The organism is Streptomyces sp. NPDC093546 (genome assembly GCF_044765045.1).
GTDB lineage: Bacteria > Actinomycetota > Actinomycetes > Streptomycetales > Streptomycetaceae > Streptomyces.
Genome location: NZ_JBIWJG010000005.1, coordinates 1 through 15089 on the forward strand (window position 1 = coordinate 1; position 15089 = coordinate 15089).

Sequence of the window (15089 nt, forward strand, 5' to 3'; positions counted from 1 at the left end):
CGCCCGCGGGGCCACCAACCAACACCCCCCCCCCCCCCCCCCCCCCCCCCGCGGGGCCCCCGCCCCCCCCCCCCCCGGCCCCCCCCGGCCCCCCCCCCCCCCCGGGGGGCCCCCCCCCCCCGGGGGGGGGCCCCCCCCTTCTGTTCGCCCGCCCACACCCCCGTACAGGCCCGCGAAAGGCCCTGTAGGGCTCTTGTGCGAGGCAAAAGCCGACGGCCCCCGCGAAGTGCGGGGGCCGTCGGCGTCTGTGCGGATGCGGTGCGTTACGCGCCGTCAGATCGCAGCGGTGGCCGGGAGTTCGACCTTCGCGCCCAACTCCACGAGCTTCTCCATGCTGTGTCTTCCCGGGGGATGACCCCCGGACCCCCAGCAGGGGCGACCAGGGCCGTGGGCGCGGAGAGTCAGATCGCCGCCGACGCGGGGAGTTCGACCTTTGCGCCCAACTCCACGAGCTTCTCCATGAAGTTCTCGTAGCCGCGGTTGATCAGGTCGATGCCGTGGACCCGGGAGGTCCCCTGCGCCGCCAGGGCCGCGATCAGGTACGAGAAGCCGCCGCGCAGGTCCGGGATGACCAGGTCGGCGCCCTGGAGCTTCGTCGGGCCCGACACGACCGCGGAGTGCAGGAAGTTGCGCTGGCCGAAGCGGCAGTCCGAGCCGCCCAGGCACTCGCGGTACAGCTGGATGTGCGCGCCCATCTGGTTCAGCGCGGAGGTGAAGCCGAGCCGCGACTCGTAGACCGTCTCGTGGATGATGGACAGGCCCGCCGCCTGCGTCAGGGCCACCACCAGCGGCTGCTGCCAGTCGGTCTGGAAGCCGGGGTGCACGTCCGTCTCCAGCGCGATCGCGTTGAGCGCGCCGCCCGGGTGCCAGAAGCGGATGCCCTCGTCGTCGATCGCGAAGGCGCCGCCCACCTTCCGGTAGGTGTTGAGGAACGTCATCATCGAGCGCTGCTGCGCGCCGCGCACGTAGATGTTGCCCTCGGTCGCCAGCGCCGCCGACGCCCAGGAGGCCGCCTCCAGGCGGTCCGGCAGCGCGCGGTGGGTGTAGCCGCCGAGCTTGTCGACACCGGTGATCCGGATCGTCCGGTCGGTGTCCATGGAGATGATGGCGCCCATCTTCTGCAGCACGCAGATGAGGTCCTCGATCTCCGGCTCCACCGCGGCGTTGGACAGCTCCGTCACGCCCTCCGCCAGCACGGCGGTGAGCAGCACCTGCTCGGTCGAGCCGACCGAGGGGTACGGCAGGCGGATCTTGCAGCCGCGCAGCCGCTGCGGGGCCTCCAGGTACTGGCCGTCCGCCCGCTTCTCGATCGTCGCGCCGAACTGCCGCAGCACGTCGAAGTGGAAGTCGATCGGGCGGCCGCCGATGTCGCAGCCGCCCAGGCCCGGGATGAAGGCGTGGCCGAGGCGGTGCAGCAGCGGGCCGCAGAAGAGGATCGGGATGCGTGACGAGCCCGCGTGGGCATCGATGTCGGCGACGTTGGCGGACTCGACGTACGTCGGGTCCAGCACGAGTTCGCCCGGCTCGTCGCCGGGGCGCACGGTCACGCCGTGCAGCTGCAGCAGCCCGCGCACCACCCGGACGTCACGGATGTCGGGCACGTTGCGCAGGCGGCTCGGCTCACTGCCGAGCAGGGCGGCGACCATCGCCTTGGGCACGAGGTTCTTCGCGCCGCGGACGCGGATCTCGCCCTCCAGCGGGGTTCCGCCGTGGACAAGCAGTACATCGTCTGTGCCGGTCATGAATCTCGCGTTCCGGAGTGAGGGGCAGGGGGCCAGGGAAAAGGGTAAGGGGCTTCGGACCGTGTACCGGTAGGGCGAGGGGCTCAGTCAGATGTAATGAATTCGGCACAACACCCTCTGTTTTCCCGCCCTTGCGGAGGGTTACGGTCCACTTCCAGCCACCGGGTGCTCCCGGGTGACCGGAGTCGGCCTGCCGTTCGACCCCCCGCTCCGGCCCGAGATGCGGGATCATGTCGGCATGACCGAGGTGTCCTCGCTCACAGGACGGCTGCTCGTGGCCACCCCCGCGCTGGTGGACCCCAACTTCGACCGCGCGGTGGTGCTGCTGCTCGACCACGACGACGAAGGGTCGCTCGGCGTGGTCCTCAACCGCCCGACGCCCGTCGGCGTCGGCGACATCCTGGAACCCTGGGCCCCGCTGGCCGGGGAGCCGGGCGTCGTCTTCCAGGGCGGCCCCGTCTCGCTGGACGCGGCGCTCGGTCTCGCCGTGATCCCGGGCGACGAGGGCCCGCTGGGCTGGCGGCGCGTGTACGGCGCGATCGGGCTCGTGGACCTGGAGACCCCGCCGGAGCTCATCGCGGCGGCGCTCGGCTCGCTGCGGATCTTCGCCGGGTACGCGGGCTGGGGACCGGGCCAGCTGGAGGAGGAGCTGGCCGGCGGGGCGTGGTTCGTCGTCGACTCGGAACCCGGCGACGTCTCGTCGCCGCGGCCCGAGAACCTGTGGCGCGAGGTGCTGCGGCGGCAGCGCAGCGAGCTGGCGATGATCGCGACGTACCTGGACGACCCGTCGCTCAACTGACTCCTTCGGTCGCTGTCCGCGCGGGGGTACCCTTGGAGCTCATGAGCACTCTTGAGCCCGAGCGCGGGGCAGGTACGGGGACCCTCGTAGAGCCGACGCCGCAGGTGTCGCACGGCGACGGCGACCACGAGCGCTTCGCCCACTACGTCCAGAAGGACAAGATCATGGCGAGCGCCCTCGACGGCACTCCCGTGGTGGCGCTGTGCGGGAAGGTCTGGGTGCCCGGGCGCGACCCGAAGAAGTACCCGGTCTGCCCCATGTGCAAGGAGATCTACGAGTCCATGGGCGCCGGCGGCGACAAGGACAAGGGCGGCAAGGACAAGAAGTAGCCCCTCCGGTTTCAGGACGAAGGCCCCCGGCCGTGTGCGTACGCCACGACCGGGGGCCTTGTCGTGCCGGAGGTTGTCCGCTGACTGGTTCAGACCTCTTGTGGGGCTGCCGGGGCGGCTTTAACCTCCTGAGTGTTGTGCAGCACGAAACGCCTGTTGCGCATGCTGCAACGCTGCGGAGGGGACTCTGCCATGAAGCTTCCTGCACGAACGCTCCGCCGGGCGGCCACCGCCGCCGCCCTGGTGTCCTTACTCCTGGCCGGCGCCTGCGCCCCGCAGACCGCCGGCACCGCCGCGCAGAAGGACGAGAAAAGCGGCACCCTGCGCGTCTGGCTCTTCCGTGAGGTGAACAACACACCGAAGGAACGGGTCGTCGACGCCGCCGTCGCCGCCTTCGAGAAGCGGCACGCGGGGACGGACGTCCAGGTCGAGTACATCCCCGTCGACACCCGCGCCCAGCGGATCAAGGCCGCCTTCAACGACCCCTCCAGCGCCCCGGACCTCATCGAGTACGGCAACACCGACACCGCCGGATACGTGAAGGACGGCGGACTCGCCGACATCAGCGCCGAGTTCGCCGCCTGGCCCGACACCCGGGACACCGACCCCACCGCGCGGGCGTCCGTCACGGTCGGCGGGAAGGTGTACGGGGCGCCGCTCTTCGTCGGCGTACGGGCCCTGTACTACCGCACCGATGTGTTCCGGGAGCTGGGCCTCTCGGCCCCCAGGTCCCTCGGCGAGCTGACCGCGACGGCGAAGCGGGTCCGGCAGGCGAAGCCGGAGCTGTACGGAATCGCCGTCGGCGGCGCGTACACGTACGGCGCGATGCCCTTCGTCTGGGCGCACGGCGGCACCTCGCGGTGGCGCACGGCGGCTCGTACACCTCCGCCCTCACCGGCGAGGGCGCGCGCAGGGGGATCACGGCGTACACCTCGCTCTTCGGCGACGACAACTGCCCGGCCGCCACGTGCGCCTCGATGGGCGGCAACGCGACGGTCACCGCGTTCGCCTCGGGCAAGGCGGCGATGGCGATCGGCGGCGACTTCAGCCGCGCGGCCGTCGAGGCCGGGGCGGTGAAGGGTGTGTACGCGGTGGTGCCGCTGCCTGGGGTGCGCCCCGGCTCGGTGGCGCCGGCGTTCGCGGGCGGGAACAACCTCGGTGTGCTGAAGAGCAGTTCGCACCGGACGCTGGCCGTCGACCTGATGAAGTCCCTCGCGGGGAAGGCGACCCAGGGCGCGTTCTTCGACGCGATGGGTTTCCTGCCGACGTACACCGACGTGCGCGCGGCCGCCGCGGCGAGGCAACCGGCCCTGAAGCCCTTCATCGACACGCTCGCGGCCGGGACGAAGTCCGTCCCGGCGTCGGCGGCCTGGGGGCAGATCGACGCGTCCCAGGTGCTGCCGACGATGTTCCAGGAGATCGTCAGCGGCCGCAAGGACGTGGCGACGGCCTCGCAGGACGCGGCGGAGAAGATGAACGCGGCGTTCGCGTCGTCGCGTTGAGCGCCGTCAGCCGCCCGGGGCGCGGGGGATGGGCGCCCTGGCTGTACCTCGCGCCGGCGCTGACCGTGCTCGCGGGGCTGCTCGTGTACCCCGTCTACCAACTCGGGCTCATCTCCTTCCTGGAGTACACCCAGGCACAGGTCAGCGGCGGTGAGCCGACCTCCTTCCAGGGGCTCGGCAACTACACGGCCCTCGTCCGCGACGAGCAGTTCCGCAGCGTCCTGCTCGCCACCGTGCTGTTCGCCGCCGCCTGCGTCGCCGCCACCCTCGCCGTCGGCTGCGCCCTCGCCGTCCTCCTCACGCGCGTGCGCGCCGTACCGCGCCTCGCGCTGATGCTGGCCGCCCTCGGCGCCTGGGCGACACCCGCCGTGACCGGGTCCACCGTCTGGGTGTTCCTCTTCGACGCGGACTTCGGGCCCGTCAACAGGCTGCTCGGACTTGGGGACTTCTCGTGGACGTACGGCCGCTACAGCGCCTTCGCGCTCGTCCTCTTCGAGGTGGTGTGGTGCTCGTTCCCGTTCGTGATGATCACCGTCTACGCGGGCATCCGGGCCGTCCCCGTCGAGGTGCTGGAGGCCGCCGCGCTCGACGGCGCCTCCCAGTGGCGCACCTGGCGCTCCGTCACCGCGCCGCTGCTGCGGCCCATCCTGGCCGTCGTCACCATCCAGTCGGTCATCTGGGACTTCAAGGTCTTCACCCAGATCTACGTGATGACGAACGGCGGCGGCATCGCCGGCCAGAACCTCGTCCTCAACGTGTACGCCTACCAGAAGGCCTTCGCGTCCTCCCAGTACAGCCTCGGCTCGGCGATCGGCGTCGTCATGCTGCTGATCCTGCTCGCGGTCACGCTGGTGTACCTGCGGCTGCTGCGCCGCCAGGGAGGTGACCTGTGAACCGCCTCCGCCCGCGCAGGCCCGGCCGCCTCGCCGCCGACGCCGCCGCCCTGCTCGTCGCGGCCGTCGTCGCCTTCCCCCTGTACTGGATGGTCCTCTCCGCCCTCAAGCCGGCCGGCGAGATCCAGTCCACCGATCCCCGCCCCTGGACGCTCTCCCCGTCGCTCGACTCCTACCGCCGCGTCTTCGAACAGCAGGACTTCGGGCGCTACTTCCTCAACAGCCTCCTCGTCGCCTCCGCCGTCGTCGTCGCGTCCGCGCTCATCGCCTTCCTCGCGGCCACCGCCGTCACCCGCTTCCGGTTCCGCTTCCGTACGACGCTGCTCGTGATGTTCCTCGTCGCCCAGATGGTCCCGATCGAGGCCCTGACCATCCCGCTCTTCTTCCTCATGCGGGACCTCGGCCAGCTCAACACCCTGGGCTCGCTGATCCTCCCGCACCTCGCGTTCTCCCTCCCCTTCGCGATCTGGATGCTCCGCGGCTTCGTCAAGGCGGTCCCCGAAGCCCTGGAGGAGGCCGCGTACCTCGACGGCGCCAGCCGGGCGCGCTTCCTGTGGGGGATCCTCTTCCCGCTGGTCTTCCCGGGGCTCGTCGCGACGAGCGTCTTCTCCTTCATCTCCACCTGGAACGACTTCCTCTTCGCGAAGTCGTTCCTCATCAGCGACACCTCGCAGTCGACACTCCCCATGGCGCTCCTCGTCTTCTTCAAGCCGGACGAGAACGACTGGGGCGGCATCATGGCCGCGTCGACGGTGATGACCATCCCGGTGCTGGTCTTCTTCGTACTCGTACAGCGCCGCCTGGTGTCCGGGCTCGGCGGCGCGGTGAAGGACTGACGACCCGATGGACCCGATGGACCTGATTCCGGCCCCGCGCTCCTCCCGGTGGGTACCGCCCGCCGCGTACGACGTCCTCGACACGGACACCCGACTGGAGGCCCAGCCGGGCACGGAGGGCGTCGCGCGGTGGTTCCGCGCCACGATCGGCGCCGCCACCGGGCTCCCCTTCCCGGACGGGGACGACGACGACAACCGCGTCGTGCTGAGCGTCGACCCGGCGCTGGCACCCGAGGCGTACCGCGTCGTCGTCGACGGATACGCCCGGCGCATCCAGGGCGGCAGCGCCGCCGGGGTCTTCTGGGGCGCGCAGACCTTCCGTCAGCTGCTGGGCCCTGACGCCTTCCGGCGCGCACCGGTCACCACCCGCCGTGAATGGGACCTCCCCATGGTCGTCGTCGAGGACGAACCCCGCTTCGCCTGGCGCGGCCTCCTGCTCGACGTCGCCCGCCACTTCCTCCCCAAGGACGACGTCCTGCGCTACGTCGACCTCCTGGCCGCCCACAAGCTCAACGTCCTCCACCTCCACCTCACCGACGACCAGGGCTGGCGCGTGGAGATCACGCGCCACCCCCGCCTCACGGAAGTCGGCGCCTGGCGGGGGCGCACGAAGCGGGGGCACCGCGCCTCGGAGCTCTGGTACGACACCCCGCACGGCGGCTTCTACACGCACGACGACATCCGCGAGATCGTCGCGTACGCCGCCGAGCGGCACATCCGCGTCGTCCCGGAGATCGACCTCCCCGGCCACGTGCAGGCCGCCATCGCCGCGTACCCGGAGCTCGGCAACACCGACGTCGTCGACACGGCCGCCCTCCCCGTCTGGGACACCTGGGGCATCAACCCGAACGTGCTCGCCCCCACCGACGCGACCCTCCGCTTCTTCGAGGGCGTCCTGGAGGAGGTCCTCGACCTCTTCCCCTCCCCGTACATCCACCTGGGCGGCGACGAGTGCCCCAAGGACCAGTGGAAGGCGTCCCCGACCGCCCAGGCGCGCATCAAGGAGCTCGGGCTGGCCGACGAGTACGAGCTCCAGTCCTGGTTCATGCGGCACTTCGACCGCTGGCTGGCGGAGCGGGGCCGGCGCCTGATCGGGTGGGACGAGATCCTGGAGGGCGGGAGTCGAGCCAAAGGGCGCGCCCCTGTCGAAAGCGACGAGGAGGAGGGAGCGAGGCACGAGCGACCGCGCGACGAGGAACGTCGACAGGGGGTACGAGCGCCCGGAGGCGAGACGACATCGTTGGGCCTCGCACCTGGGGCCGCCGTCGCCTCCTGGCGCGGGTACGCCGGCGGGATCGCCGCCGCCGAGGCAGGCCACGACGTCGTCATGTGCCCCGAGCAGCACGTCTACCTCGACCACCGGCAGCACGGCGGCCCCGACGAGCCCGTGCCCATCGGATTCGTCCGCACCCTGGAGGACGTCTACCGCTTCGAGCCCGTACCGCCCGGCCTCTCCCCGGAGGCCGCCGCGCGCGTCATCGGCACCCAGGCCAACGCCTGGACCGAGGTCATGGAGAACCGCGCCCGCGTCGACTACCAGGTCTTCCCGCGCCTCGCCGCCTTCGCCGAGGTCGCCTGGTCCACGCGCCTCCCGGCCCCTGCCGAACGCGACTTCGCGGACTTCGAACGCCGGATGACCGCCCACTATCGGCGCCTGGCCGCGCTCGGCGTCGACTACCGCCCGCCCGGCGGCCCGTTGCCGTGGCAGCGGCGCCCCGGCGTACTCGGACGCCCGATCGAGGGGCCGCCCCCGAACGTGTGAGCCCGGCCCGAACGGAGCCCGCCGCGCGCCCGCCGCCTGACACGGTGGAGGCCGTCCGGAACAAGCCGTACAAGGTCGCCGAGAAGTGCCAATGACGTCGCAATCCGCACCTGCCGCCGATGGTGCGCCAAACCCGCCCATCCCGCAGGTCACGGGACGTCCGGGGCGGATGCGCCCTTCGCGGACCCTCGCGTCGAGCAGCCCGGAAGATGTGCCAGAGTTGCCACGTCGGCTCTGTGAGCACGTACGGTACGGCAACACAGGCGGGACAGCCGGGGACATCCGGGGACACCGGGAAGGGGCAGCTGGGTTGACCACGCACGCACCGCAGGCGGCGCAGTCCGTGACGCTGCCGGCCACGCTCGACGCGGCCGTGGCGGCACTCACGGCCATGCCCGCCGCCGTGCCCGTCGCGGGCGGCACCGATCTGATGGCCGCCGTCAACAAGGGCCAGCTCCGCCCGGCCGGCCTCGTCGGACTCGGCCGCGTCAACGAGATCCGCGGCTGGCAGTACCAGGACGGCCACGCCCTCCTCGGCGCCGGTCTCACCCACGCGCGCATGGGCCGCCCCGACTTCGCGGCGCTCATCCCCGCACTCGCCGCCGCAGCCCGCGCCGCCGGACCGCCCCAGATCCGCAACGCGGGCACCCTCGGCGGCAACATCGTCAGCGCCGCGCCCACCGGTGACTCCCTGCCCGTGCTGGCCGCCCTGGAGGCGGACCTCGTCGTGGCGGGCCCGGCCGGTACGCGCGAGATCCCGGTCTCGTACCTGCTGGCCGGCCGCGAGCTGCTCGCGCCGGGCGAGCTGGTCGGTTTCGTCCGCGTACCGCTGCTGCACGCGCCGCAGGTCTTCCTGAAGGCCACCGGCCGGACCGGACCCGGCCGCGCCACCGCGTCGGTCGCGCTGGTCCTGGACCCGGCGCGGCGCGGCGTGCGCTGCGCGGTGGGTGCGATCGCGCCGATGCCGCTGCGGCCGCTGGAGGCGGAGCGCTGGATCGCGTCGCTGATCGACTGGGACGGCGACCGGGGGCTGGCGCCGGACGCGCTGTCGGCCTTCGGGGAGTACGTCGCGGCGGCGTGCATCCCGGACCCGCCGGAGGGCGGGGAGCAGTTGCCGCCCGCCGTACTGCACCTGCGGCGCACGGTCGCCGCGCTGGCCCGACGAGCACTGGGGAGGGCGCTGTCGTGACCACCGGCGAGAACGAGAACGAGTACGAGTACGAGAGCGGGCAGGAGTACGGCGGCTGGCGGCCGACGCCGCAGGGCGAGTACGACGGCGACGCGACCGCCTTCGTGCAGCTGCCGCCGGAACTGGCGGGCGAGGGGGCCCCGCTGGAGGCGCCCGGGCACGGGTACGTACCGGCGGAGGCGTGGGCGGCGCACGACCCGAACGCCGCCGCGCAGTGGAGCTACCCGGCCGCTCCGGCCGCTCCCTCCGCTCCGGAGGGCTCGGAGGCCGCGCCCACCGAGCTGACCGGGCAGTGGACGATCCCGGTCGCGCAGGGGGATATCCCGGACGAATCGGGCGAGTTCGTCACGTCGGTGGCGGCCTCGCAGTGGACGAGCGGCAACCCGCCGGCCACCCTGCCGGGCGGCGCCGCCGCGCCGTGGGCGACCCCGGAGCCGGTCCGGGAGCCCGAACCCGAGCCTGCGGCCGCGCCCGTGGAAGCGCCGCAGGAGCAGGAGTCCGGGCCGGCCCCTGAGCCGCAGCAGGAACAGGCCGCGGAACAGGCCCCGGAACCGGAGCCGGAACCGCGGCAACCGGAAGAAGTCGCCGCGCCGACCCACGCCACCGACAGCGACGAGCACCCCCACGTCTCGTACGTCCTGCGCGTCAACGGCACCGACCGCCCCGTCTCCGAGGCGTGGATCGGCGAGTCGCTGCTGTACGTGCTGCGCGAGCGCCTCGGCCTCGCCGGCGCGAAGGACGGCTGCTCGCAGGGCGAGTGCGGCGCCTGCAACGTCCAGGTCGACGGCCGCCTCGTCGCCTCCTGCCTGGTCCCCGCCGCCACCGCGGCCGGCAGCGAGGTCCGGACGGTCGAGGGCCTCGCCGTGAACGGCGAGCCCTCCGACGTCCAGCGGGCCCTCGCCAAGTGCGGCGCCGTCCAGTGCGGTTTCTGCATCCCCGGCATGGCCATGACCGTGCACGACCTGCTCGAGGGCAACCACGCCCCCACCGAGCTGGAGACCCGCCAGGCGCTGTGCGGCAACCTCTGCCGCTGCACCGGCTACCGCGGCGTCCTCGACGCCGTACGGGAGGTGGCCGCCGAGCGCGCCGCCTCCGCCGCCGCGGCGGCCGAAGCGGCTGCCGAGGCGGCCTCCGCGACGGCGGCCGACACGGCCCGCATCCCGCACCAGGTTCCCCACCCGCACGACGGAGGCATGGCGTGAGCAACGACGCGGCCACCGCCATCCCGGCGGTCGACGGCCCCCAGGGCCCGCAGCAGGAGGTCCCGACCCACGGGCTCGGCGCGTCGCTCCCGGCCGCCGACGCCCGCGCCAAGACCGAGGGCACCTTCCCGTACGCCTCCGACCTGTGGGCCGAGGGCCTGCTGTGGGCGGCCGTCCTGCGCTCCCCGCACGCCCACGCGCGCGTGGTGTCGATCGACACCAGCGCCGCCGCCGAGATGCCGGGCGTGCGCGCCGTGGTCACCCACGCCGACGTGCCCGGCACCGCCACGTACGGCCGTACCGTCGCCGACCGCCCGGTCTTCGCCGCCGACCTCGTACGCCACCACGGCGAGGCCATCGCCGCGGTCGCCGCCGACCACCCGGACACCGCCCGCCTGGCCGCCGCCGCCATCGCGGTCGAGTACGAGCTCCTCGACCCGGTCACCGACCCGGAGAAGGCCTTCGCGGCCCCGCCCCTCCACCCCGACGGCAACCTGATCCGCCACATCCCGCTGCGCTACGGCGACCCGGACGCGGTCGGCGAGGTCATCGTCGAGGGCCTGTACCGCATCGGCCGCCAGGACCCGGCGCCCATCGGCGCGGAGGCGGGCCTCGCCGTGCCGCGCCCGGACGGCGGCGTGGAGATCTACACCGCCTCCACCGACCCGCACACCGACCGGGACCTGGCCGCCGCGTGCTTCGGCCTCGCGCCCGAACAGGTCAAGGTCGTCGTCACCGGCGTCCCGGGCGCCATGGGCGACCGCGAGGACCCCGGCTTCCAGATCCCGCTGGGGCTGCTGGCGCTGCGCACCGGCTGCCCGGTGAAACTGGCCGCCACCCGCGAGGAGTCCTTCCTCGGCCACGCCCACCGCCACCCCACCCTGCTGCGCTACCGCCACCACGCCGACGCCGAGGGCCGCCTGGTGAAGGTCGAGGCGCAGATCCTCCTTGACGCGGGCGCGTACGCCGAGGCCTCCTCCGAGTCCCTCGCCGCGGCCGTCGCCTTCGCCTGCGGCCCGTACGTCGTGCCGCACGCCTTCATCGAGGGCTGGGCCGTCCGCACCAACAACCCGCCCTCCGGCCATGTGCGCGGCGAGGGCGCGATGCAGGTCTGCGCCGCGTACGAGGCCCAGATGGACAAGCTCGCCGCACGGCTGGGCCTGGACCCCGCCGAACTGCGCCTGCGCAACGCCATGGCCACCGGCGACATCCTTCCCACGGGCCAGACGGTCACCTGCCCGGCGCCCGTCGCCGAACTCCTCCAGGCCGTGCGCGACTTCCCGCTCCCCGCCCTCCCCATGGACTCCCCGGAGGACGGCTGGCTGCTCCCCGGCGGCCCGGAGGGCGCGGGCGAGCCCGGAGCAGTACGCCGGGGCGTCGGGTACGCGCTCGGCATGGTCCACATGCTCGGCGCGGAGGGCACGGACGAGGTCTCCACGGCCACGGTGAAGGTCCACGACGGCGTGGCGACCGTCATCTGCGCGGCGGTCGACACCGGCCAGGGCTTCTCCACCCTCGCCCGCCAGATCGTCCAGGAGGTCCTGGGCGTCGACGAGGTCCACGTCGCCTCCGTCGACACCGACCAGCCCCCGGCGGGCCCGGCCGCGCACGGCCGCCACACCTGGGTCTCGGGCGGCGCGGTCGAACGCGCGGCCAAGATGGTCAGAACGCAGCTCCTCCAGCCGCTCGCCCACAAGTTCGGCATGTCCACCGAGCTGCTCCAGATCACGGACGGCAAGATCACGTCGTACGACGGCGTCCTGTCCACCACCGTCATGGAGGCGATGGACGGCAAGGAGCTCTGGGCCACCGCCCAGTGCCGCCCCCACCCCACCGAACCCCTCGACGGCGCCGGGCAGGGCGACGCCTTCGTGGGTCTCGCCTTCTGCGCCATCCGCGCGGTCGTCGACGTCGACGTCGAGCTCGGTTCCGTCCGCGTCGTCGAGATGGCGGTCGCCCAGGACGTGGGCCGCGTGCTGAACCCGGCCCAGCTCGCCACCCGCATCGAAGCGGGCGTCACCCAGGGCATCGGCGCGGCCCTCACCGAGAATCTCCGCACCCCCCGCGGCCTCGTCCGCCACCCCGACCTCACGGGTTACGCGCTCCCGACGTCCCTGGACGCCCCCGACATCCGCATCGTCACCCTCGTCGAGGAGCGCGACGTCGTGGCCCCCTTCGGCGCCAAGGCCGCCAGCGCGGTCCCGGTGGTCACCGCCCCGGCCGCCGTGGCCTCCGCCGTCCGCGCCGCCACGGGCCGCTCCGTCAACCGCCTCCCGATCCGCCCTCAGGCGGCGGTCGCCGTGCCCACGGCGTAACCGTCGTCACGAGGGAGTCGGCAACGCGACGCGATCCTGGCCTGGTTGGACCAGGCCAGGATCGCGTAGCACCGATGGAGACCGTGGCGGGAATCGAACCCGCGTAACCGGGTTTGCAATCCGGCCCCTGAGCCACTCGGGCACACGGTCGTGGGGTGTTGCTGCGGTACGACCGTACGGGCTGCGGGAGTTGGGACGGAAGCGCAACCGGACGGCCGCAACACGACTGCCATGTGCTGTTCATGGTCGTACGACCAAGGAGGGAGGTCTTCCCCGTCCGGAGACAGGGGTCAGCTCCCTTCATGCCCCTTACTGTTGGGTGCATGACCGCCTTGGGGAGCAGTGCCGGCATATCCACCGGCGACCAGCAGGAAGAGCCGCGCGGCGGCGTACTCGACCGGGAGCACCGCGCGCTCAGCATCGGCATCGTCTCCGTCGTCATGCTGATCGCCTTCGAGGCGACCGCCGTCGGGACGGCGATGCCGGTCGCCGCGCGCGAACTGCACGGCATCCCGCTGTACGCCTTCGCCTTCTCCGCGTACTTCACCACCAGCCTCTTCGCCATGGTCCTCTCCGGCCAGTGGTCCGACCGCGCCGGTCCGCTCGCGCCCCTCACCACCGGGATCACCGCCTTCGGGGCCGGGCTGCTGCTGTCGGGAACGGCCGGGGCCATGTGGCTGTTCATCGCCGGGCGGGCCGTGCAGGGGCTGGGCGGCGGGCTGGTGATCGTGGCGCTGTACGTCGTGATCAGCCGCGCCTACGCGGAGCGGCTGCGGCCGGCCATCATGGCCGCTTTCGCGGCGGGCTGGGTCGTGCCCTCGGTGGTCGGACCGCTGGTCGCCGGGACGATCACCGAGCGGCTCGGCTGGCGGTGGGTCTTCATCGGCATCCCCGCGCTCATCGTGCTGCCGCTGGCGCTCGCGCTGCCCGCGATACGGCGGACGGCCTCCGGGCCCACGGACCCGGAGGCGCCGCCGGTGCCCTTCGACCGGCGCCGTATCCGGCTGGCGCTGGGGATCTCACTGGGGGCGGGGCTGCTCCAGTACGCGGGGCAGGAGCTGCGCTGGCTGTCGGTGGTCCCGGCGCTCGCGGGCGTGGCGCTGCTGGTGCCCGCCGCGCGGGGCCTGCTGCCGCGCGGCACGTACCGGGCGGCGCGCGGGCTGCCGTCGGTGGTGCTGCTGCGCGGGGTGGCGGCGGGGGCCTTCATCGCGGCGGAGTCGTTCGTGCCGCTGATGCTGGTCAGCGAGCGGGGCCTGAGCCCCACCATGGCCGGGCTGTCGCTCGCGGTGGGCGGCGCGACCTGGGCCCTCGGCTCGTACATCCAGGCGCGGCCGCGCCTGGAGCCGTACCGGCGGGGGCTGATGGTGTGCGGCATGCTGCTGGTCGCCGCGTCCATCGCCACCGCGCCGAGCGTCCTCATCCCCGCCGTGCCCGTCTGGACCGTGGGCGTGGCCTGGGGCTTCGGCTGCCTCGGCATGGGCATGGTGATCGCCTCGACGAGCGTGCTCCTGCTGAAGCTGTCGGCGCCGGAGGAGGCGGGCGCGAACTCCGCCGCGCTCCAGATCTCCGACGGCCTGTCGAACGTCCTGCTTCTCGCGGCGGGCGGCGCCGCCTTCGCCGCCCTCGGCGGCGGTGCCCTCTCCGGCCACGCGGCCGCGGCGGCGGCCGGCTCGCACACGGCGGCCTTCGCTGCGGTGTTCCTGCCGATGGCGGGGGTGGCGCTGGTGGGGGCGTGGGTGGCGACGCGGCTGGAGGCGTCCCCATCCCGGTGACACCACGTGGTACCAGGCGGTACCGTTGACGCATGGCTGGTCTGAACGTGCGGTTCACCGACGAAGAGCTGGACGCCCTGCGCGAGCGCGCCGAGGCGGAGGGCCGAAGCATGCAGTCGTTCGCCCACGACGCCGTCATGAACGCCATCAACGAACACTCCCGGCTCTTCGACGAGGCGGCGGAGCACGTACTGAAGGTGAGCGAGGAGCTGAACCGGAGGCTCGCGTGACGCGGTACCTCATCCTCGCCGAGCTGATCAACCTCGCCGAGCGGCTCGGTACGCCCGACGTGCGCGACTACGGACTGCTGGACTCCGCCCTCGCCCGCCCCCAGTCGAGCGTCTTCGGGCAGGACGCCTACGCCGACGTCTGGCAGAAGGCCGCCGCGCTGATGGAATCCCTCGCCCGCAACCGCGGGCTGGTCGACGGGAACAAGCGCCTCGCCTGGTACGCGACCTGGGTCTTCCTGCACCTGAACGGCCATCCCCTGGGCGCCGGCTTCGACGTCGACCGGGCCGAGGAGCTCGTTCTGGACGTGTGCCAGGGGGCTCTCGACGTACCCAAGATCGCCGCGCAGCTGCCGCGGTTCGCCTCCCGCTGAGGGTGTGACCCGCCGGCGGTTGTGACCCGCGTCGCAGTCGCCGTGGTCACGGCGTCGTACGCGCCGGGGACGGCCTACGCCCCCGGTAGGGTGGCCCGGTTGTCGTACGTAACGCCGCAGGCGGCGTGACCGCCGTAACCGAGAGCC

Annotated in this window: 12 protein-coding genes, 1 tRNA gene and 1 pseudogene; 12 read left to right on the top strand and 2 right to left on the bottom strand. The window is 73.1% G+C overall.

What is annotated here, in order from left to right; translation table 11 throughout:
- Positions 1-401: 401 nt before the first annotated feature.
- Positions 402-1742 (bottom strand): UDP-N-acetylglucosamine 1-carboxyvinyltransferase, encoded by a 1341-nt coding sequence (gene murA, locus ACIRNI_RS12605; RefSeq protein WP_403550882.1) that lies wholly within the window; start codon positions 1740-1742, stop codon positions 402-404.
- 238 nt (positions 1743-1980) lie between these two features.
- Between murA and ACIRNI_RS12610 the strand changes: the two genes are divergently transcribed.
- The 9 genes and pseudogenes from ACIRNI_RS12610 (at position 1981) to ACIRNI_RS12650 (ending at position 12569) form a co-directional block, all read left to right on the top strand.
- A complete protein-coding gene (locus tag ACIRNI_RS12610) occupies positions 1981-2541 on the top strand; it encodes a YqgE/AlgH family protein (protein ID WP_361422710.1) in 561 nt (186 codons plus the stop codon).
- Between the two features lie 41 nt (positions 2542-2582).
- Positions 2583-2870: a DUF3039 domain-containing protein gene (locus tag ACIRNI_RS12615; protein ID WP_063835429.1), complete on the top strand. Its 288-nt coding sequence runs from the start codon at positions 2583-2585 to the stop codon at positions 2868-2870.
- Between the two features lie 192 nt (positions 2871-3062).
- Positions 3063-4372, top strand: a pseudogene (locus tag ACIRNI_RS12620) (extracellular solute-binding protein).
- Positions 4369-5265, top strand: coding sequence for a carbohydrate ABC transporter permease (locus tag ACIRNI_RS12625; RefSeq protein WP_403550884.1), 897 nt, complete (start codon positions 4369-4371; stop codon positions 5263-5265). Before ACIRNI_RS12620 ends, ACIRNI_RS12625 begins: the two are co-directional and overlap by 4 nt.
- On the top strand, positions 5262-6101 hold the full coding sequence (locus ACIRNI_RS12630; protein ID WP_403550885.1) for a carbohydrate ABC transporter permease: 840 nt from the start codon (positions 5262-5264) through the stop codon (positions 6099-6101). The genes ACIRNI_RS12625 and ACIRNI_RS12630 overlap by 4 nt, the downstream gene beginning before the upstream one ends.
- 7 nt (positions 6102-6108) lie before the next feature.
- Entirely contained in the window at positions 6109-7863 is a 1755-nt protein-coding gene (locus tag ACIRNI_RS12635) for a beta-N-acetylhexosaminidase (RefSeq protein WP_403550887.1), read from the top strand.
- Between the two features lie 310 nt (positions 7864-8173).
- Positions 8174-9052, top strand: a complete 879-nt coding sequence (locus ACIRNI_RS12640; RefSeq protein ID WP_403550889.1) for an FAD binding domain-containing protein — start codon at positions 8174-8176, stop codon at positions 9050-9052.
- Positions 9049-10254 carry a (2Fe-2S)-binding protein gene (locus ACIRNI_RS12645; protein ID WP_403550891.1) on the top strand — a complete coding sequence of 402 codons (1206 nt, stop codon included), beginning with the start codon at positions 9049-9051 and terminating at the stop codon, positions 10252-10254. The genes ACIRNI_RS12640 and ACIRNI_RS12645 overlap by 4 nt, the downstream gene beginning before the upstream one ends.
- Complete coding sequence (locus ACIRNI_RS12650) at positions 10251-12569, top strand: xanthine dehydrogenase family protein molybdopterin-binding subunit (RefSeq protein ID WP_403550892.1); 2319 nt, start codon at positions 10251-10253, stop codon at positions 12567-12569. Before ACIRNI_RS12645 ends, ACIRNI_RS12650 begins: the two co-directional genes overlap by 4 nt.
- Positions 12570-12644: 75 nt before the next feature.
- On the opposite strand, the gene ACIRNI_RS12655 is transcribed toward ACIRNI_RS12650, so the two are convergent.
- A tRNA-Cys gene (locus tag ACIRNI_RS12655) sits at positions 12645-12719 on the bottom strand.
- Between the two features lie 173 nt (positions 12720-12892).
- Between ACIRNI_RS12655 and ACIRNI_RS12660 the strand changes: the two genes are divergently transcribed.
- From ACIRNI_RS12660 to ACIRNI_RS12670, 3 genes are read left to right on the top strand one after another with little or no spacing between them, the layout of a single operon-like run.
- On the top strand, positions 12893-14341 hold the full coding sequence (locus ACIRNI_RS12660; protein WP_403550894.1) for an MFS transporter: 1449 nt from the start codon (positions 12893-12895) through the stop codon (positions 14339-14341).
- Between the two features lie 32 nt (positions 14342-14373).
- The gene (locus ACIRNI_RS12665; RefSeq protein WP_403550896.1) at positions 14374-14571 is read left to right on the top strand and encodes a plasmid mobilization protein; all 198 of its coding nucleotides are present in this window, start codon (positions 14374-14376) and stop codon (positions 14569-14571) included.
- Positions 14568-14942, top strand: a complete 375-nt coding sequence (locus tag ACIRNI_RS12670; RefSeq protein WP_403550899.1) for a type II toxin-antitoxin system death-on-curing family toxin — start codon at positions 14568-14570, stop codon at positions 14940-14942. Before ACIRNI_RS12665 ends, ACIRNI_RS12670 begins: the two co-directional genes overlap by 4 nt.
- The last annotated feature ends 147 nt before the right edge of the window (positions 14943-15089 follow it).